The following is a 19088-nucleotide window of genomic DNA, read 5'->3' on the forward strand; positions in this document are numbered from 1 at the left end:
GATGGCGCACATGCTGGCGAAGACGGGGGCGGCATGGAGGTCTCCTGGGCGTCGCCGCCCGGTGCGCGGCGGGAGGACCATCCACGGCATAGATGACGTCAGCCTTGCAGAATGCCTGAGACGCGGCAGAAGAATTGGCTGGCGTTCGGCAGGCAAGCGGTTCAGGACGGCTTGCTTCGGCCAGTGGCCTGATGTGCGGGCATGCCTAACCGTTGTCGTGGTTACCTGCGGGCGCGCGGCAGCATGCGCTCTAGCGTGCCGTCACGGAAGACGACGTGATGGACGATCGCTGCGGTCATATGAAACAGCGCGAGGATGACCAGCGCGTTGGCCAGCACTTCATGCACCTCCTTCACGAGGTGGGCCGTCGCCTTGTCGGGCACGAAGGGCGAGGGAATCTGGAATAGCCCGAACACCGGCAGGTCGTGGCCCCGCATGAACTGCAGCACAATGCCCGCGACGGGAACGGCGACAAGCAGCCCATAGAGGCAATAATGCATGACACGTGCGGCGGGATCGGTCCATTCGATCAGCCACGTGCCGAGCCGGGTTGGTTCACTCTGTGGCGGCTGGCTTGCCACACGCCAGGGAATTCGAACGCAGGCGACGGCAAGAATGAGCAGTCCGGCAGACATGTGAACGATCCAGGCCTGCGTCTGAACGCTGTCCGGAAGATCGTCGCCCCATGTTCCAAGGATCCACACTGCAGCCACAAGAACGACAGTAATCCAGTGCAGCAGCTTGGGGAGCGGAGCGTAACCCGTATCGTCGTTGATCGGGAGAGATCTCATGAGCCGTCCTTTTGGACAGGCTAGCTGCGCGAGCTGAAATCCGTGTTGATGTGGGTCAAAGTCGGCTGGATATCAGGTAAGCGGGGGCGGTCGTCGATTGGACACCATCGCGGATGCCGCCGCGGCCTGTGTCGCAGTTGTGATCCGCCGGGCCTTTTCAAGGCGGTCGGGATGTGAGACGGGTGCAACCATGCGCGTTCGCCGATGGCTCAGATTTCTTCTCGCCGCTCTTGTGACGGCGGGGCTGACGATTGCGCCGCTGGCTTTGCCGGCGGTGGCGAAATCGCTGTCGCCGGCCGGGGGATCGCCAGCCGTCATGGCCCCGATGACGGACATGTCCGATATGGATATGGCCGATATGCCGTGCTGCCCGGACAAGCAGAAGAGCGATGACTGCCGGGATTGTCCGTTGATGGCGATGTGCATGCTGAAAGTGCTGCAGACCGGTCCGATCGTGACGGCCGGCCAGCACGAACCGAACGTTCGTGAACAGCTTCACCCGCGTGATGACCTTATGGCCGAAGGTTTGACCCGGCCGCCGCCCGACCAGCCTCCTCGATTCCTGTCCTGACGCCGGCGCAGGTCGCCGGATTGCCGCCGCGCGGCTGCGTGGCGGGCAGCCCAACTGTGCGCATCGCGTGCAGTCCACAGGATCTGAGGAATCGACAACATGTTTGCGACGAAGCCGACGCGCCCCCGGAAGGCGGCGCTGATTACCCTTGTCACCACCACCGCTCTGACCCTCGCTGTGACGGTCGCCCGTGCGGATATCAGGGATTACGAATTCCAGCTGGTCGACCCGACCGTTCAACCCGGGCCGGATCGGATCGTCACCGTGCGCCTCGTCAACAAGGTGACCGGCAAGGCGGTGCCTGATGCGGTGATCTTTGCCACCCGGCTCGACATGGCGCCGGACGGCATGCAGGAGATGGCGACCAAGGTCACTCCGATGCCGGGGACGGAGCCGGGCACCTACCGCTTCAAGGCGACGTTCGGCATGGCCGGCCGCTGGCAGCTGTCGCTCGGCGCCAAGGTGCAGGGCGAGACCGGCTCGGTCGAGACCAGGCTCGTCATCCCGGCGCAGAAATGATGCGCGCCGTCAGGACCTCTGCCGCCGCCGCTGCGATGCTCGCAGCGGTGGCCGGCGGCTTCATTGCGGGGCGCTCCGGTGCGTCGCTGTCCGCAATGGAGATGGTGGCAACGGCTGCGGCCGAAACCGGCGGATCGCCCATCTATTACCAGGATCCGGACGGCCGTCCGTTCTATTCGCCGACGCCGAAGATGACGGCGGACGGTCGCGCCTGGCGCGCGGTGCCGGCCACTGCCGACGTCAGCTTCGAGGATGCCGATGCCGAGCCTGCGCCGCCGGCTCCGGCCGCCGGCGCCGGCGCCGGCGCGCCGCGCAAGATCAAATACTACCGCAATCCGATGGGGCTGGCGGACACCTCGCCGGTGCCGAAAAAGGATTCCATGGGGATGGACTATCTCCCCGTCTATGACGGCGAGGATCGCGACGACGGCTCGGTGATGCTGTCGCCGGGCAAGATCCAGCGCTCCGGGGTGAAGTCCGAGCCCGCGGCGCGCCGCGTCGTCCGCACGCCCGTGCATGCTCCGGGCACGATCCAGCTCGACGAGCGGCGGGTCTCGGTGATCGCGATGCGCGCCGAGAGCTGGGTGCAGAAGGTCGCTGACGTCACCACCGGCACGCACGTCCGCAAGGGCCAGCCGCTGATGGAGGTCTACAGTCCTGCGGTGGCCTCCGCTGCGGCGGAATACGTCGCCACGCTCAATTCCAGGCTCACCGGCGGCGAGGGGCCCTACGGGCGCGGCTCCAGGCAGCGTGTGATGAATCTCGATGTGCCGGAGTCGGCCATCGCGGCCATGGAAAAGAGCCGCAGCGTGCCGGTCGCCATCGAATGGTCGGCGCCGCGCGACGGCGTCGTGCTGGAGCGCAATGCGGTGGAGGGCATGCGGGCGCAGCCGGGCGACGTGCTGTTCCGCGTCGCCGACACCTCGGTGGTGTGGGCGATGATCGACGTCGCCGAACGTGATCTCGGGGCGATCGCCGTCGACCAGCGCGTGGCCATCCGTGCGCGCAGCTTTCCCGGCCGCACGTTCGACGGCAGCATTGCCGTCATCTATCCGCAGGTGAACCGTGACACCCGCACCGCACGGGTGCGGATCGAGCTCGCCAACCCCGGCGCAGCGCTGCTGCCGGACATGTATGTCGACGCCGACATCGATACCGGCCGTCCGGAGGCAGTGCTCGCCGTCCCCGAAAGCGCGGTGCTCGACACCGGCGTGCGGCAGGCGGTGCTGGTCGACAGGGGCGACGGCCGGTTCGAACCGCGCGCCGTCAAGCTCGGCGCGCGCGGCGACGGCTATGTCGAGGTGCGCGATGGCATCGCGGACGGCGAGGCTGTCGTCGTCACGGCGAACTTCCTGATCGATGCGGAAAGCAATCTGAAAGCCGCCCTGCAGGGTTTTGCGGCGGCTGACGCGCCATCGTCCGCAGGCCAGCCGAAGGAGGGGCGCCCATGATCGGTCGTCTGATCGCGTGGTCGTCGCGCAATCTGCTGCTGGTGCTGTTCGGCACCGGCTTTGCCGCCGCGGCCGGGTTCTATGCCCTGCTGCACCTGCCGCTCGATGCGCTTCCCGATCTGTCCGATACCCAGGTGATCGTCTACACCGAGTATCCGGGCCAGGCGCCGCAGGTCATCGAGGACCAGGTCACCTATCCGCTCACCACCGCGATGCTCACGGTGCCGCGCTCGAAGGTGGTGCGCGGCTTCTCGTTCTTCGGCGTGTCCTTCGTCTATGTCATCTTCGAGGATGGCACCGACATCTACTGGGCGCGGTCGCGGGTGCTCGAATTCCTCAACGGCGCCGCGCCGCGCCTGCCGGCCGGCGTCGCGCCGACCATCGGGCCGGACGCCACCGGCGTCGGCTGGGTCTACCAGTATGCGGTGATGTCGAAGGAGCTCAATCTCGCCGACACCCGCGCCATCCAGGACTGGAATCTGCGCTTTGCCCTCGCCAAGGCCGAAGGCGTCGCCGAGGTCGCGAGCGTCGGCGGCTTCGTGCGGCAGTACAACGTGATCCTCGATCCGCAGCGCATGCGTGATCTCGGCATCACCATGACGAAGATGCGTGACGCCATTCGCGCCAGCAATGCCGATGTCGGTGGCCGCACCGTCGAACTGTCCGAATTCGAGTATGTCATTCGCGGCAAGGGCTATCTCAGGGAGATCAACGACCTCGGCACGATCGTGCTCAAGACCAGCAATGGCACGCCGGTGCTGCTGCGTGACGTCGCGCGCCTCGAGCTCGGGCCGGACGAACGGCGCGGCATCACCGAGCTCAATGGCGAAGGCGAGGTCGCGAGCGGCATCGTGCTGCAGCGCTTCGGCATCAACGCGCTCGACGTCATCGACAGTGTCAAGAAGCGCTTCGCCGACATCGCCAGCAGCCTGCCGAGGTCGGTCGAGATCGTGCCGGTCTATGACCGTTCCAACCTGATCCATGCCGCGATCGCAACGCTGAAACGCACGCTGGTCGAGGAAAGCCTCATCGTCGCGCTGGTGTGTATCGTGTTTCTGTTGCATGTGCGCAGCGCACTGGTGGCGATCCTGATGCTTCCCGTCGGGGTGCTGATGGCGTTCGGGGCCATGAGGCTGCTTGGCATCGGCTCCAACATCATGAGCCTCGGCGGCATCGCCATCGCGATCGGCGCCATGGTGGATGCGGCGATCGTGATGATCGAGAACGCCCACAAGCATCTCGAGCGCGCCACGCCCGGCCGGTCGCGAACGGAGATCCTGATCGCGGCGGCCTCCGAGGTCGGGCCGGCGCTGTTCTTCAGCCTGCTGATCATCACCGTGTCGTTCATGCCGATCTTCACGCTGGAGTCCCAGGAAGGGCGGCTGTTCAGTCCGCTCGCCTTCACCAAGACCTTTGCGATGGCGGCCGCGGCCCTGCTGTCGGTGACGCTGGTGCCGGCGCTGATGGTGATCTTCGTGCGGGGCCGGATCGTTCCGGAACACAACAACCCGATCAATCGCTTGCTGATCTCGGTCTATCGCCCGGTCATCCGGGCCGTGCTGCGGGCCAAGACCGCGGTGATCGTGCTGGCGCTGGCGATTCTCGCAGCGTCTGCCTGGCCGGCGAGCCGGCTCGGCACCGAATTCATGCCGAACCTCGACGAGGGCACGCTGCTGTACATGCCGACCACGCTGCCCGGCATCTCGGTGACGAAGGCCGGCGAGCTGTTGCAGATGCAGGACCGCATCATCCGCTCGTTCCCGGAGGTTGCTTCGGTCTATGGCAAGGCCGGCCGCGCCGCGACCGCCACCGATCCGGCACCGTCGGAAATGTTCGAGACGGTGATCAATCTCAAGCCGAAGGCGCAGTGGCGGGTCGGCGTCACCATCGACACCCTCACCGCCGAAATGGACAGGGCGCTGCAGTTTCCCGGCGTTTCCAATGCCTGGACCATGCCGATCAAGGCGCGCATCGACATGTTGTCGACCGGCATCCGCACCCCCGTCGGTGTCAAGGTGATCGGCACCGACCTTGGTGCGATCGACAAGGTAGCGAAAGAGGTCGAGCAGGTACTGAAGGCCGTGCCGGGCACGTCGTCGGCCTATGCCGAGCGCGGCGTCGGTGGCTATTATCTCGATGTGGTCCCGGATCGCGCGGCGCTGGCGCGCTACGGCCTGATGGTGCAGGACGTGCAGGACGTCGTCGCCACCGCGCTCGGCGGCCAGGCCGTGACCACCACGGTGGAAGGCCGCCAGCGCTTCACGGTCAACATGCGCTACCCGCGCGGCCTGCGCAGCGATCCGCAGGCCATCGCCCGCGATTTGCTGGTGCCGATGTCCACCGGGGGCACGGTGCCGCTCGGCGAGGTTGCGTCGGTGACCCCGGCGCGCGGGCCGACCACCATCCGCACAGAGAACGGCCAGCTTGCCACCTATATTTATGTCGACATCAGAGACCGCGATCTCGGCAGCTATGTCACTGACGCGCAGCGGGCGGTGCAGGCACGCGTCGCGTTTCCGCCAGGCACTTATGTGATGTGGAGCGGCCAGTATGAATATCTCGCGCGCGCCGCGGCGCGGCTGAAGATCGTGGTGCCGGTGACGCTCGCGATCATCTTTGTGCTGCTGTACCTGAACTTCCGCACCGTCACCGAGACCTTGATCGTGATGCTGTCGCTGCCGTTTTCAATTGTCGGCGGCCTGTGGCTGATGTGGTGGCTCGGCTTCAACCTCTCGGTCGCCGTCGTGGTCGGCTTCATCGCGCTCGCCGGCGTGGCGGCGGAGACTGGCGTGGTGATGCTGATCTACCTCGATCACGCGCTCGCCGAGGCGCGGGCGCGGTGTGCGGCGCAGCAGCGGACGCTGACGCGCGATGATCTTCACGCTGCCATCATGGCGGGCGCGGTCGAGCGGGTGCGGCCGAAGATGATGACGGTGGTCGCCATCATGGCCGGATTGTTGCCGATCATGTGGAGCAGCGGCACGGGTTCGGAGATCATGCAGCGCATCGCGGTGCCGATGATCGGCGGCATGATGTCGTYGACATTGCTGACGCTGATCGTGATCCCGGTGGTCTTCGCGCTGGTCAAGGGGGGCGGGCTGCCGCAGCCTCGCCAGGGGGCGGATCCGCCAGCAGAACATGAGCCCGGCGGCGTCAGACGGATGAAAGTCGAGGAGCCGGCCTGACTGAGGAAACAACGCCCGGGGCGTTTGTTGCTGAACGTGTGATGGCCGGGGCTGTCCCGGCCATCCGAGCGGCCTTCAGTACGCCCCGATCAGGTCGGGCCGGAGCGTCCTGGAGCGGAGTGGGCAATGGTTCGCGAGACGAAGCGCGTCAGAACAAAACACGAGAGCGCGCTTGCGATTCCATCCAAAGGGAGCGCGCTTCTAGACGGCGTCCTTGGCGACCTTCAGCGGCGATGCCTTGACCGACTTGCTCGCCGGCTTGGCCGCGAATTCCATCGGCTCCTTGGTGAAGGGATTGATGCCGCTGCGCGCTTCGGTGGCGGGCTTGTGGACAACCGACATCTTCACGAAGCCGGGAATGACGAATTCACCCGCTTCATTCAGTTCCTTGTATCCGACGGTCGCCATGTACTCGATGACCGCTTTCACGTCTGCCTTGGAGAGCTGCGTGCCCTCTGCAATTGCGTCGATCAATTGAGTCTTCGTCATTTTAGCCATGTCTGAAGTCCTTGCGCGTAGCTCTGCCTGGAGCGCGCCCAAACCACGCAGCGCGCTTCTGATTCATGCGAATAGTCATGAGGTCGCCGGGCTTAAAACCTATCGAGGCCAAAAACGCAAGCGCCAGTTCGGGGCGGGTTCCCGGCCGCAGGCCCCGGGGCGGCATGCCTGGCGGGCTACATCGGGAGGTCGAACTGCGTCTCGATGTCGTCCGCGCGCTGCAGGGAGGAGAGCGAGATGCCGAGCAGGCGCACGGCTTTCGGCAGCGGCATCACCCCCCTCAGCAGTCCGATGGCTATCCGGTCGAGATCGTCGCGGCTGGATATGGCCGAATCCACCGAGCGGCTGCGTGACATGATTTCGAAATCGAGGAACTTGACCTTCAGCGTGACGGTGCGTCCCCTGCTGCCGGTGCTCTCGCAATGCCGCCAGACCTTGTCGACCAGGGGCTGCAGCGCGGTGGCCATGGCCTCGAACGCGGTCAGGTCCTCGAAGAACGTGTTCTCGGCACCCACCGACTTCCGGATGCGGTTGGTGCGGACGGGGCGGTCGTCGACGCCGCGGGAGATCCAGTAATAGTACGCGCCGGCCTTGCCGAAATGTGCCTCGAGGAAGTCGAGGGTCTGCTGGCGGATGTCGCGACCGGTCCGAATGCCGAGTGCGTTGAACCTGGCGGCGGTCGCGGGTCCGATGCCGTGGAATTTGCCGACGGGCAGGTCCTCGACGAAGGCTGCTCCCGCCTCCGGAGCGATCACGTACTGCCCGTTCGGCTTGCGGTGGTCGGACGCGAGCTTGGCCAGAAACTTGTTGTAGGAGATACCCGCCGACGCATTGAGGCCGGTCTCGGCCTTGATCCTGGCTCGGATCTGCAGCGCGATATCCCGGGCGAGAGGGATGTGCTGGAGATTGTCGGTGACGTCGAGGTAGGCCTCGTCCAGCGACAGCGGCTCGATCATGGGCGTGTGCTCGGCGAAGATTGCGCGGATCTGCTCGCTGATCGCCCTGTAGACCTCGAAGCGGGGCTTCACGAAGATGAGGTCCGGACATTGCCGTTTGGCGGTCACGGACGGCATCGCCGATCGAACGCCGAACCGGCGCGCTTCATAGCTTGCCGCGGCGACCACGCCGCGCTCGCGTGATCCGCCGACGGCGACGGGCTTGCCGCGAAGCTGCGGATTGTCGCGCTGCTCGACCGACGCGTAGAACGCATCCATGTCGATGTGGATGATCTTGCGCGGGCGAGACGCAGGGCTGTCGCCGGGGCCGTCCATTCGCAAACCCGCTCGTGATGGAAGCACGCTCCGTCCAGTGATGCCGACAGCATCCGGCGAACGTGATGCTTCTGCATCCGCGACGCCGCGTCGACCGCGGTCCGATGGACAAGCCGCAGAAGGCGGTCGCGGAGGATGGGGCTAGGGGACCAGCACCCGGGTGCGGCAACCGCGGTGCCGCGGCCTCACACGTCGACGCTGGCCACCAGCGCGTTGTCCTGGATGAAGTCGCGGCGCGGTTCGACGACGTCGCCCATCAGCTTGGTGAAGATGTCGTCGGCCTCGTCGACCTCCTTGATCTTGACCTGCAGCAGCGAGCGCACGTTGGTGTCGAGCGTCGTCTCCCACAGCTGGCCCGGGTTCATCTCGCCGAGACCTTTGTAGCGCTGCAGCGCCACGCCCTTGCGGCCGGCATCCGTCACCGCGTCGAACAGGCTGACCGGGCCGTAGACCGGCGTTTCGCTGTCCTTGCGGCGCAGCGTGCCGGGGCGCGGATAGGCCTCCTGCAGGCGGCCGGCATACTCGTCGAGCTTGCGGGCGTCCGCCGAGCCGAGCAGCGCGGCATCCAGCACCGCGACTTCCTTGACGCCGCGCACGGTGCGCTCGAAGTGGAAGCCTTCGCCCTCGACATAGTGGCCGACCCAGCCGCGCTCGACCTCTTCGGCGAGCGTGTCGAGGCGCTTGGAAATGTAATCGGCAGCAGCCTCCGCGGTCTGCGGATCTGCGGTCATGCTCGGGTTGAGCACGCCGGCGATCGCCGCCTGCTCGACCACGGCGCGGTTGTAGCGGCTGTGCAGGCCATGCAGCGTGCTGCGGATGACGCGGGCGTCCTCCACCATGGCCAGCAGGTCCTTGCCCGCGCGCTCCTCGCCGGTCGACAGCCGCAGCACGCAGTCGTCGAGGCCGGTGCCGATCAGGTAGTCTTCCAGCGCGCGCTCGTCCTTGAGGTACTGCTCGGACCTGCCGCGCGTCACCTTGTAGAGCGGCGGCTGGGCGATATAGAGGTTGCCGGCCTCGATCAGCTGCGGCATCTGCCGGAAGAAGAACGTCAGCAGCAGCGTGCGGATATGGGCGCCGTCGACGTCGGCGTCCGTCATGATGATGATCTTGTGGTAGCGCAGCTTGCTGAGGTCGAAGTCCTCGCGACCAATGCCGGTGCCGAGCGCGGTGATCAGCGTGCCGACCTGCTCCGACGACAGCATCTTGTCGAAGCGCGCGCGTTCGACGTTGAGGATCTTGCCGCGCAGCGGCAGCACCGCCTGGAATTCGCGGTTGCGGCCCTGCTTGGCGGAGCCGCCTGCCGAGTCGCCCTCGACGATGAACAGTTCGGACTTCGCCGGGTCGCGCTCCTGGCAGTCGGCGAGCTTGCCGGGCAGGGACGAGATGCCGAGCGGGCTCTTGCGGGTGAGCTCGCGCGCCTTGCGCGCGGCCTCGCGCGCCGCGGCGGCCTGGATCACCTTGCCGACCACGCTCTTGGCCTCGCCCGGATGCTCCTCGAGCCAGGCGGCGAGCGCCTCGTTGACCACGCTCTCGACCACCGGCTTGACCTCGGAGGAGACGAGCTTGTCCTTGGTCTGCGACGAGAACTTCGGGTCGGGCACCTTCACCGACAGCACCGCGGTGAGGCCTTCGCGGCAGTCGTCGCCGGTCAGCCCGACCTTCTCCTTCTTGGAGATGCCGCTGGTGTCGGCATAGCCGGTGATCTGGCGGGTCAGCGCGCCGCGGAAGCCGGCGAGATGGGTGCCGCCGTCACGCTGCGGGATGTTGTTGGTGAAGCACAGCACGTTCTCGTGGTAGCTGTCGTTCCACCACAGCGCGACGTCGACACCGATGCCGTTGTGCTCGGCGCGGATCACGATCGGCGCCGGCATGATCGCGGTCTTGTTGCGGTCGAGGTACTTCACGAACGCTTCGATGCCGCCCTCGTAGCGCATCTCCTCGCGCTTCTCGACCGCATGGCGCATGTCGGACAGCACGATGTTGACGCCGGAGTTGAGGAAGGCGAGCTCGCGCAGACGGTGCTCCAGCGTGGCGAAGTCGAACTCCACCATCGTGAAGGTTTCAGGGCTCGGATAGAACGTCACCTCGGTGCCGCGCTGGCCCTGGCCGTCGCCGACCACGGCAAGCGGGGCCACCGCGTCGCCGTGGTGGAACTCCATGAAGTGTTCCTTGCCGTCGCGCCAGATCCGCAGCTGCAGCTTGGTGGACAGCGCGTTGACGACGGAAACGCCGACGCCGTGCAGACCGCCGGACACCTTGTAGGAGTTCTGGTCGAATTTTCCGCCGGCGTGCAGCTGGGTCATGATGACCTCGGCCGCCGAGATGCCTTCGCCCTTGTGGATGTCGGTCGGGATGCCGCGGCCGTCGTCGCGCACCGTCACCGAGCCGTCGGGATTGAGCGTCACGTTGACTGCGCTGGCGTGGCCGGCCAGCGCCTCGTCGATGGCGTTGTCGACCACCTCGTAGACCATGTGGTGCAGGCCCGAGCCGTCATCGGTGTCGCCGATATACATGCCCGGACGCTTGCGGACGGCGTCGAGACCTTTCAGGACTTTGATGGACTCGGCGCCGTATTCGGCGGCCGGAGCGGCGACGGGTTCGGCAGGTTGCTGCCGGGCGGGTTCGTTCATAAAGGATGCCTTCGCGAGGGCCGGCGAATCAGTTCACGACCTGCGTGCTGAAGCGCTGTTTGTGCCATGAATCCGAGGGGGCGTACAGGGCAAAAGGATGCCGTTCAAGCTGTTGAATAAATGGTGATTTTTGCCGCTTTTGCAAGGCGGCAAAACGACCTCTTCGGGGCATCGGAAAAGCGCCATGCGGGCGCTTTGCGGGGGTGACTTTCGCGCCGTCGGTGCGGCCGTGGTCAGGCGGTGCTGCGGCGGCTGATTCGCCCGCCCTCGACCTCGAAAAGTTCGGCATTGGCGCCGACTTCGGCGAACGCCGCGGGGTCCGCTCCGGTCATCCAGACCTGGGCGCCGAGATCGGTCAGTTCCGCGAACAGCGCGGCGCGCCGGCCCGGATCGAGATGGGCGACGACCTCGTCGAGCAGCAGCAGCGGCGTGATGCCGGTCATTTCCGACACCAGCGTCGCATGCGCCAGCACGAGGCCGATCAGCAGCGCCTTCTGCTCGCCGGTGGAGGCATCCTTTGCCGGCATCTGCTTGGGCGCGTAGACCACTTGCAGGTCAGTGAGATGCGGGCCGTCCAGCGTCCGGCCGGCGGCGGCGTCGCGCGGCCGGGCATCGCGCAGCACCTTGCGGTAGCGGTCTTCCACCGCGGTGGCCGGTTCTTCGAGCAGCGCGTTCTCCACCCAGCCGTCGAACGCGATCTGGGCGGAGGGGAACGCAGAGACGGCGGCGCGCCCGCGCAGCTTGGCGGCCAGCCGCGTCAGCGTCTCGATGCGCAGCGCCGCCACCGCGACCGCGAGCTCCGCGGTCTCGCGTTCCACCGCGTCGAGCCAGTGGCCATCGCCCGGCCGTTCCTCCAGCAGGCGGTTGCGCGAACGCAGCGAGCGCTCCAGCGCTGAAACGCGGCCGGTGTGGCCGCTGTCGACCGCCAGCACCAGGCGGTCGAAGAAGCGCCGCCGTTCGGACGCGGCGCCCATGAACAGGCCGTCCATCGCCGGCGTCAGCCACACCATGCGCAGGTGATCGCCGAACGCAGCGGCGGAGCCGACCGGTTCGCGGTCGATGCGGCAGCGGCGCGTGGTCGCGCCATCGCCCGAGGTCGCGTCGATGCCGGTGCCGAGCGTGGCAAGGCCGAGCGCGCCCTCGACCTCGGCGGAGACCGCCCAGGAGCCGTCGCCCTGGATGTCGGCGACGTCGTCCAGCGTCGCGCGCCGCAGCCCGCGGCCGGGCGACAGCAAGGAGATCGCCTCCAGGCAGTTGGTCTTGCCGGCGCCGTTCGGTCCTGCCAGCACCACCAGCTGCCCGCGCGTCGTCACGCTCGCCGCGCGGTAGCTGCGAAAGTGCGTCAGGCTGAGGCGGCGGATATGGCAGGCGGTCATGGCTGGTGCTTTATCACGCCCGTGCGCGATGGACAGCCATGTCCGGGAGGGCGAAACGTCATCGTGACGGACGTCGCCGCGAACCGACGCGAACGCTGGGAGTGCCGCGACGGCTAACTCCTCATCCTGAGGAGCGGCCGCTTGGCCGCGTCTCGAAGGATGAGGCCCCAAAAATGAGGCCTCAAGGGTGGTTTGGTGGCCTCATGGTTCGAGACGGCGCCGCGCGCCTCCTCACCATGAGGAACATCGGCTGAGGCGCCGCCGCCTCACACCCGCATCGGCATCAGCACGTACAGCGCGCCCTTGGAATCCTTGTCCTGCATCAGGGTCGGCGATCCCGGATCGGCGAGCCGGAGCACCGCGACTTCGCCCTCAATCTGGGCGGCGATGTCGAGCAGGTAACGCGAGTTGAAGCCGATATCGAGCGGGTCGGCGGCGTACTCGACCTCGAGCTCTTCGGTGGCGCTGCCGGAATCCGGGTTGGTCACCGACAGCACGAGGCGCCCGGCCGACAGCGACAGCTTCACGGCCCGGCCGCGCTCGCTGGAGATGGTCGAGACGCGGTCGACCGCGGCCTCGAAGTCCTTCTTGTCGACGATCAGTTCCTTGTCGTTGTGCTGCGGGATCACCCGGCCGTAGTCGGGGAAGGTGCCGTCGATCAGCTTGGAGGTCAGCACCACATTGCCGAGGGTGAGGCGGATCTTGCCGGTGGAGAGCTCGATCAGGATCTCCGCCTCGGTGTCCTCGATCAGGCGCTGCACCTCGCCGACCGTCTTGCGCGGCACGATCACGCCCGGCATGCCCTCGGCGCCGTGCGGCAGCGCGAGGTCGACCTGGGCGAGGCGGTGGCCGTCGGTGGCGACACCGCGCAAGGTCGCGGCACTGCCGCTGCCGGCGTTGTGCAGGTAGATGCCGTTGAGATAGTAGCGCGTCTCTTCGGTCGAGATCGCGAACTGGGTGCGGTCGATCAGGCGCTTGACGTCGCTGGCCGGCACCTTGAAGGCGTTGGTCATCTCGCCGGCGGCGAGGTCGGGGAAGTCGCTTTCCGGCAGGGTCTGCAGGGTGAAGCGCGAGCGCCCGGCGCGGATCGCCAGCACCGAGCGGTCGCCATCGGCCTCCAGCACCACCTGCGAGCCATCCGGCAGCTTGCGCACGATGTCGTAGAACATGTGGGCGGGAACCGTGGTCGAGCCGGCGCTGCCGACTTCCGCCGGCAGCGTTTCGGTGACCTCGAGATCGAGGTCCGTCGCCTTCAGGCTGAGCTTGGCGTTCTCCGCCCGCACCAGCACGTTGCCCAGGATCGGAATGGTGTTGCGGCGTTCGACCACCCGGTGGACATGGCCCAGGGACTTCAGGAGTTGCGCACGCTCGACCGTGACCTTCATCGCACTATCCGTCCGATACTCTACGACACTGTGGGGATGCCGGCGCGGGCGCGCCGCCCCGGCGAGTGACGCCCGCGGGAGCATGCCCGCGGGGGACCGCAAGGTGCCGTGGACCGCGGAGGAGCGCAAGTGGCCAGCCCCCGCGGATCAGGATTTCTCGGGCGTTATCCGCCATTTCCAGGCAATCCCCGCCGCGGGCGGGGTGTCCCGGACCTGACTTCAGTCCTGCAACTGGCGCTTCAGCAGTTCGACCTCGTCGGCCAACGCCACGTCCTTGCCTACCAGTGCCTCGATCTTGCGCACGGCATGCAGCACCGTGGTGTGGTCGCGGCCACCGAACCGGCGCCCGATCTCGGGCAGCGAGCGCAGCGTCAGCGTCTTGGCCAGATACATCGCCACCTGACGCGGCCGTACCACATTGGCGGTGCGGCGGGAGGACAGCAGGTCCGAGCGGCTGACATTGTACTGCCGCGCCACGACGCGCTGGATGTCCTCGATCTTGACGCGCTTGGGCTCCTGCGGACGGACGAGGTCGCGCACCTCGCGTTCCGCCATCTCCAGCGTTACCGGCTGGGCATTGAGCTTGCTGTGGGCGAGCAGGCGATTCACCGCGCCCTCGAGGTCGCGGCCGTTATGGGTGATGGCGCGCGCCAGATACTCGAGCACCGGCTGCGGCACATCGAAGCCGGCATGGTGGGTACGGGCGGCGGCGACGCGCGACTTCAGGATCTCGAGGCGCAACTCTTCGCCGAGCGCACCCATCTCCACCACGAGGCCGCCGGCGAGGCGCGAGCGCACGCGGTCGTCGAGCGCTTCCAGGTCGGACGGCGGACGGTCGGCGGCGATCACCACCTGGCGGCCGGCATCGATCAGCGCATTCAGCGTGTGGCAGAACTCGGCCTGGGTCGATTTGCCCTGCAGGAACTGGAGGTCGTCGATCACCAGCACGTCGATGCCGCGCAGCGCTTCCTTGAACGCCAGCGCCGTCTGCGTCTTCAGCGCGGCGACGAAGCCGTACATGAACTTCTCGACGGTGAGATAGAGCACCTTGCGCTCGCCGCTGGCGTTGCCGGCCCAGGTTACCGCCTGCAGCAGGTGGGTCTTGCCGAGGCCGACGCCGGCATGGATGTAGAGCGGGTTGAACATCACCGGATCGCCGCGGCGGCCTTCGGCGACCTGGCGCGCGGCGGCATGCGCCAGCGTGTTGGAGCGACCCATCACGAAGCTGTCGAAGGTCAGGCGCGGATCAAGCGGCGAACCGCCGAGGGCATCATGGCCGGCGGAGACCGGGGTCAGCGCCACGCTGCGCGGCTCGGCTGCAGCCGGTGCGCTCGCTCGCTCGGCGCGGCGCTCTTCGACGGCGGGCTTCACGACTTGAACCGGCGCGGCGGCGCGCATCGCGGTACGCACGGTGAGGTCGATGCGGTGCACTTCCGGCATCTCGGCCTGCCAGCACGACAGCACGCGGTCGGCATAGTGCGCCTGGATCCAGCTCTTGAGGAAGCGGGTCGGCACCGACATGTGCACGCTCTCGCCCTGCACGCCTTCCAGGTCCATGCGGGCGAACCAGCTGCTGTAGACATCCTCGCCGACGGTCGTGCGCAGCCGGACCTGTACGCGAGCCCAACGATCCTGATTCATGTCTGTCATTGACGTAAACTTTTCTAAAACGATGTTGTGTGAACGGCGCCTGAGCCGATGAAGGGGGGCCGCTGCTGCCGCGGCGCGCGATCCCACGACCATGCTCGCGTTCCTGTCGGGCGCACCTCTCCTGTCGGCATCGACGGATGCCGTTGGGCAGGCGCAGCACTAGCGTTCAGGAAGGCGGCTGGTCCGTGAGATCAGCTGGTACTGGCGCGGGAATCGCAGGCAGAGGGCTCAGACGCAATCAGGATGATCCGGACCGGCTGACAAGCGCGGTGACGCGACACGTTGCGAATGGAACGCGATGCGTGACGGATGGTCGTGATTGGTTGCTGCGTCATGAAAAACCCCCCGCTCGCCGCGCTGGTGCGCGGCAAGGATAGTAGCGTCGATGGTTGCGTTGTGTAGTCTTCTAAAACCCCGGTTGTCTGGGCCAGATCCCTTCAACCGGAATTACGCCGCGTACTGAAGCCCTCTTACATTCAGTCCCGTCTCCCGCGCGGTCGGCGGCTCGCTTTCGTTCGCGTCATTTCTTCTTGTCAACGCAACCGGATAAATCCGGCGCGTTCGAGAAACTTGGGCGCACGAAACCGTTCTCATATCGCTATGAGTCGACCGACTATCGCTTGGGAAACTTCGCTAACGCTCCGGCCATCGCTGACCTTTGCGTCTTCCCGCGGGTCTCAGATCGCGCTGATCTGACGAGCCGTGGGTGCCGCGAACGATTTAAGAAATACACGATGGCTCACGGCCCGCAACGAAATGATTCGTCGCGATGTGCGCGGCCAATTCGGCATCATGGTTGATGGCGCACATGCGATGCCCAGCCTTGTGGACAACATTTTGAATCTGCGCGTGGAATCGATCGCGCGCGGCGCTGTCACATTTCGCCGGCCGGCGAAAAAAAAGTTCACAAATTCTTCACCAATGGCGGGATCGCTTCCCTGTTTTGAAAGTACCTGATCGCGCTTTGCCGATAAGTGATTAGTGACGCGCGTTTTTTCCTGACCATTTTTACAGGGTAGCCGTCATGTGATGGCGGCGGCACTTTGAGCGGATCGCTTGCAAATCTGAAAATCGGTGCTAAGCGATTCTCGATCGCTCAATGCACGACAACACACCGTGTGATGTTGTCTCGCGATGCACGACGTGATGACGCGCGCCCGATGCGAAGCGTGACGCAACGTTCAGTGCGCGATGCGGGTGCAGCACGTGCAACGATGCTTCTGCCGCTTCCAATGCTTCTAACGTTTCGACGTCGAACAACAAAAAAGCCCGGCGAAGCCGGGCTTTTGTGACAATTTTATTTTTCTGCGACGATCACTTCGCAAGCTTGGCGATCTGCGCCGCAAGACGCGACACCTTGCGGCTCGCATTGTTGCGGTGAACGATGTTGCGCTGCGCTGCGCGCATCAGCTCGGGCTCCGCCTTCTTGAAGGCGACGAGCGCGGCGTCGCGATCGCCCTTCTCGATCGCCGCCTCGACGGTGCGAACCGAGTTGCGCATCTGGGTGCGGCGCGACTTGTTGACGATGGTGCGGCGGGCGATCTTCCGCGTCGCCTTCTTGGCAGAAGTGGTGTTGGCCATGCTCTCAAGGTCCTGCTGCGACGACTCGATGCCGAGCCGGGCTTGTTGGCGTCGTCCGCTTCGCCGCGACCGACGTTTGAATGAATGGGTTCGTTCCTGAAATAGCCGGACCCGGATGACGGGTTGCAGGGCTGCTCAAAGAACAGCGGCGGCAGGGTGAACCTGCCGCCAGTTGCGCGTCTTATAAAGGCACGGGAAATAATCGTCAACGCGGGCGTGGCCCGCCGGCGCCGGGGTGGCGGGGCGTCGTCCCCGCCCGGGCTGGCGCTCCCTGATCTCCGGTTCCAACGAAAAGTGAAGACGTTTCAGGCTCTTGCGCCAGTGTTTCAGGGTTGCCGGCGGGGATCCGCGACGCCCCGAGGTTGAATTTGGCGCGCCCGGCCGGTATTCCCGGGCAGGATGTTCGGGAACAGGATGACGATATGATCCGCGGCTTTTTTCGCCTGATCGGGCTGCTGCTGCTCGCTGGCGGGTTCATTTTCCTGGTCTATGACGGCGCCCGCTCGATCGCCGACCAGACCCTGCGGCTCACCCGGCTCGGCGATTTCTGGAACGACATCCACCAGGCCAGCCAGCGCGCGGCGCAGGCGCTGGTCGAGGGCTACTCGCCCTGGCTCTGGAACAGTGCGGCGAAGTTCGTCCTCAACCAGCCGACCTGGGCGGTGCTCGGGGTGCTCGGCCTCATTCTCATGCTGCTGTTCCGCCGAAGGCGCAGACTGATCGGCTACGCCCGCGACTGAGCCGCCAACTGCTGTCCTGCGGCGTGCGGGGGTAACGCCCTGACGTTTGCTGCGTAGAGACCTATATGTCGGACACGTCCGTGATCCGAAGCAGGAGCCGATCCATGCTGTTCATGCGCAAGTCCCTGGAATTGCCGACCGCCGCCACCGCGCTGCCCGGCCGTGCCACCCCGATCCCGACCGCGACCACGCATTTCGTCAACGGTCACCGGCTGCAGGCGCCCTATCCCGATGGCTTCGAGCGTGCCGTTTTCGCGCTCGGCTGCTTCTGGGGTGCGGAGCGCAAGTTCTGGCAGCTCGGCGACGCCGTCCATGTGACGGCAGTGGGCTATGCCGGCGGCATCACGCCGAACCCGACCTATGAGGAGACCTGCACCGGGCGTACCGGCCACACCGAGGTGGTGCTGGTGGTGTTCGATCCCAGGCGGATCTCCTACGACACGTTGCTGAAGACGTTCTGGGAAAGCCATGATCCGACCCAGGGCATGCGCCAGGGCAACGACATCGGCACGCAGTATCGCTCGGCGATCTACACCTATGGCGAGGCGCAGGCGAAGGCGGCGGATGCCTCCAAGCGCGCCTATGGCCAGGCGCTGGCGGCGCAGGGACTGGGTGCCATCACCACTGAGATCGCGCCGGCGCCGGCGTTCTACTTCGCCGAGGATTATCACCAGCAGTATCTCGCGAAGAATCCCGGCGGCTACTGCGGTCTCGGCGGCACAGGCGTGTCGTGTCCGGTCGGTGTCGGCGTCGGCGCCTGACGCGACGCCAGATCGCGCAGCTTGTTGGCCCCTCGTTCGCCATGGATCCGCCGTCCCCCGGTGCCCCCGGGGGCGGCGGTCCTGATGATTGCCGATCGCGCGGGGCCACCTTCGGCGTCCGGTTCATGGTGTTGAACTCGATGCCTTCGATCCATCGGTCGATACTCTTTGTTAACCATAATCGGTGCACATCAGAGCCGTGTCCTGGATAAGGGATCGGTTCGGTGCGGTGTTGGCGCGCGTTTCAGAGTCTGTTGGCCGGTACGCTCGTCGCGATTGCGCTGTCGGGGTGCATGACCGTGCCACCGCCGGTCGCCGGCGGTCCGCCGCTGATCGGTGGGCCCGGTCTTGATCAGCTCGCCTATGGCGCGCCGAATGTCGCCGTGACGCCGATCGCCTTTGCCCCCGGCGCCGACTACCGCCTCGATGCCGGTGATCGCCTGCGTATCGTGGTCTATGGCCAGGACGGCCTCACCAATTCGTATGCGGTCGATGCCGGCGGCGCCATCACCATGCCGCTGATCGGCACTGTGCATGCCCGCGGCCTCACGCCCGCCGAGCTCGCCCGCGCCGTCACCGGCAAGCTGCGCGCCGGCTACATCCGCGAACCCTATGTCGCCGTCGAGGTCGAGGCCTACCGTCCGTTCTTCATTCTCGGCGAGGTCACCGCGCCGGGACA

General features: G+C 66.2%; 16 protein-coding genes. 8 read left to right on the forward strand and 8 right to left on the reverse strand.

The annotated features are described in order from the left end of the window. Nucleotides 1-221 precede the first annotated feature (221 nt). Entirely contained in the window at nt 222-791 is a 570-nt protein-coding gene (locus AB4Z37_RS13900; protein WP_441517312.1) for a cytochrome b, read from the reverse strand. A 190-nt stretch (nt 792-981) separates the two neighbouring features. Here AB4Z37_RS13900 and AB4Z37_RS13905 point away from each other — a divergent pair, with 190 nt between their 5' ends. The 4 genes from AB4Z37_RS13905 (at nt 982) to AB4Z37_RS13920 (ending at nt 6517) form a co-directional block, all read left to right on the forward strand. Next, on the forward strand, nt 982-1362 hold the full coding sequence (locus tag AB4Z37_RS13905; protein WP_441517313.1) for a hypothetical protein: 381 nt from the start codon (nt 982-984) through the stop codon (nt 1360-1362). A gap of 99 nt (nt 1363-1461) precedes the next feature. Continuing rightward, nucleotides 1462-1881 (forward strand): FixH family protein, encoded by a 420-nt coding sequence (locus AB4Z37_RS13910; protein WP_441517314.1) that lies wholly within the window; start codon nt 1462-1464, stop codon nt 1879-1881. Next, nucleotides 1878-3332, forward strand: coding sequence for an efflux RND transporter periplasmic adaptor subunit (locus AB4Z37_RS13915; RefSeq protein WP_441517315.1), 1455 nt, complete (start codon nt 1878-1880; stop codon nt 3330-3332). The genes AB4Z37_RS13910 and AB4Z37_RS13915 overlap by 4 nt, the downstream gene beginning before the upstream one ends. Then, nucleotides 3329-6517, forward strand: a complete 3189-nt coding sequence (locus tag AB4Z37_RS13920) for an efflux RND transporter permease subunit (RefSeq protein ID WP_441517316.1) — start codon at nt 3329-3331, stop codon at nt 6515-6517. The genes AB4Z37_RS13915 and AB4Z37_RS13920 overlap by 4 nt, the downstream gene beginning before the upstream one ends. Nucleotides 6518-6718: 201 nt before the next feature. On the opposite strand, the gene AB4Z37_RS13925 is transcribed toward AB4Z37_RS13920, so the two are convergent. The 6 genes from AB4Z37_RS13925 to dnaA all read right to left on the reverse strand — a co-directional run bounded on the left by AB4Z37_RS13925 (nt 6719) and on the right by dnaA (nt 15327). After that, entirely contained in the window at nt 6719-7015 is a 297-nt protein-coding gene (locus AB4Z37_RS13925) for an HU family DNA-binding protein (RefSeq protein ID WP_441517317.1), read from the reverse strand. A 176-nt stretch (nt 7016-7191) separates the two neighbouring features. Beyond that, nucleotides 7192-8286, reverse strand: coding sequence for a DNA polymerase IV (gene dinB / locus AB4Z37_RS13930; RefSeq protein WP_441517318.1), 1095 nt, complete (start codon nt 8284-8286; stop codon nt 7192-7194). A gap of 185 nt (nt 8287-8471) precedes the next feature. After that, on the reverse strand, nt 8472-10916 hold the full coding sequence (gene gyrB / locus AB4Z37_RS13935; RefSeq protein ID WP_441517319.1) for a DNA topoisomerase (ATP-hydrolyzing) subunit B: 2445 nt from the start codon (nt 10914-10916) through the stop codon (nt 8472-8474). Nucleotides 10917-11149: 233 nt separating this feature from the next. Then, the gene (gene recF, locus AB4Z37_RS13940; protein WP_441517320.1) at nt 11150-12292 is read right to left on the reverse strand and encodes a DNA replication/repair protein RecF; all 1143 of its coding nucleotides are present in this window, start codon (nt 12290-12292) and stop codon (nt 11150-11152) included. Nucleotides 12293-12558: 266 nt separating this feature from the next. Beyond that, nucleotides 12559-13677 carry a DNA polymerase III subunit beta gene (gene dnaN / locus AB4Z37_RS13945; RefSeq protein ID WP_441517321.1) on the reverse strand — a complete coding sequence of 373 codons (1119 nt, stop codon included), beginning with the start codon at nt 13675-13677 and terminating at the stop codon, nt 12559-12561. A 219-nt stretch (nt 13678-13896) separates the two neighbouring features. Next, nucleotides 13897-15327, reverse strand: coding sequence for a chromosomal replication initiator protein DnaA (dnaA, locus tag AB4Z37_RS13950; RefSeq protein ID WP_441517322.1), 1431 nt, complete (start codon nt 15325-15327; stop codon nt 13897-13899). Nucleotides 15328-16029: 702 nt separating this feature from the next. On the opposite strand from dnaA, the gene AB4Z37_RS13955 reads away from it, so the two are divergent. Continuing rightward, nucleotides 16030-16284 (forward strand): hypothetical protein, encoded by a 255-nt coding sequence (locus AB4Z37_RS13955; protein ID WP_441517323.1) that lies wholly within the window; start codon nt 16030-16032, stop codon nt 16282-16284. 357 nt (nt 16285-16641) lie between these two features. Here AB4Z37_RS13955 and rpsT read toward each other — a convergent pair whose 3' ends face one another. Then, nucleotides 16642-16908, reverse strand: a complete 267-nt coding sequence (gene rpsT / locus AB4Z37_RS13960) for a 30S ribosomal protein S20 (RefSeq protein WP_211968867.1) — start codon at nt 16906-16908, stop codon at nt 16642-16644. 422 nt (nt 16909-17330) lie between these two features. Between rpsT and AB4Z37_RS13965 the strand changes: the two genes are divergently transcribed. The 3 genes from AB4Z37_RS13965 to AB4Z37_RS13975 form a co-directional block, all read left to right on the forward strand. Continuing rightward, complete coding sequence (locus AB4Z37_RS13965) at nt 17331-17648, forward strand: hypothetical protein (protein ID WP_441517324.1); 318 nt, start codon at nt 17331-17333, stop codon at nt 17646-17648. A 104-nt stretch (nt 17649-17752) separates the two neighbouring features. Next, nucleotides 17753-18409: a peptide-methionine (S)-S-oxide reductase MsrA gene (msrA, locus tag AB4Z37_RS13970; protein WP_441517325.1), complete on the forward strand. Its 657-nt coding sequence runs from the start codon at nt 17753-17755 to the stop codon at nt 18407-18409. A gap of 293 nt (nt 18410-18702) precedes the next feature. Continuing rightward, the coding region (locus AB4Z37_RS13975; protein WP_441517341.1) for a polysaccharide biosynthesis/export family protein at nt 18703-19088 on the forward strand (386 nt) is incomplete at its 3' end.

This window comes from Bradyrhizobium sp. 2TAF24 (genome assembly GCF_052115025.1).
Taxonomy (GTDB): domain Bacteria; phylum Pseudomonadota; class Alphaproteobacteria; order Rhizobiales; family Xanthobacteraceae; genus Bradyrhizobium_A.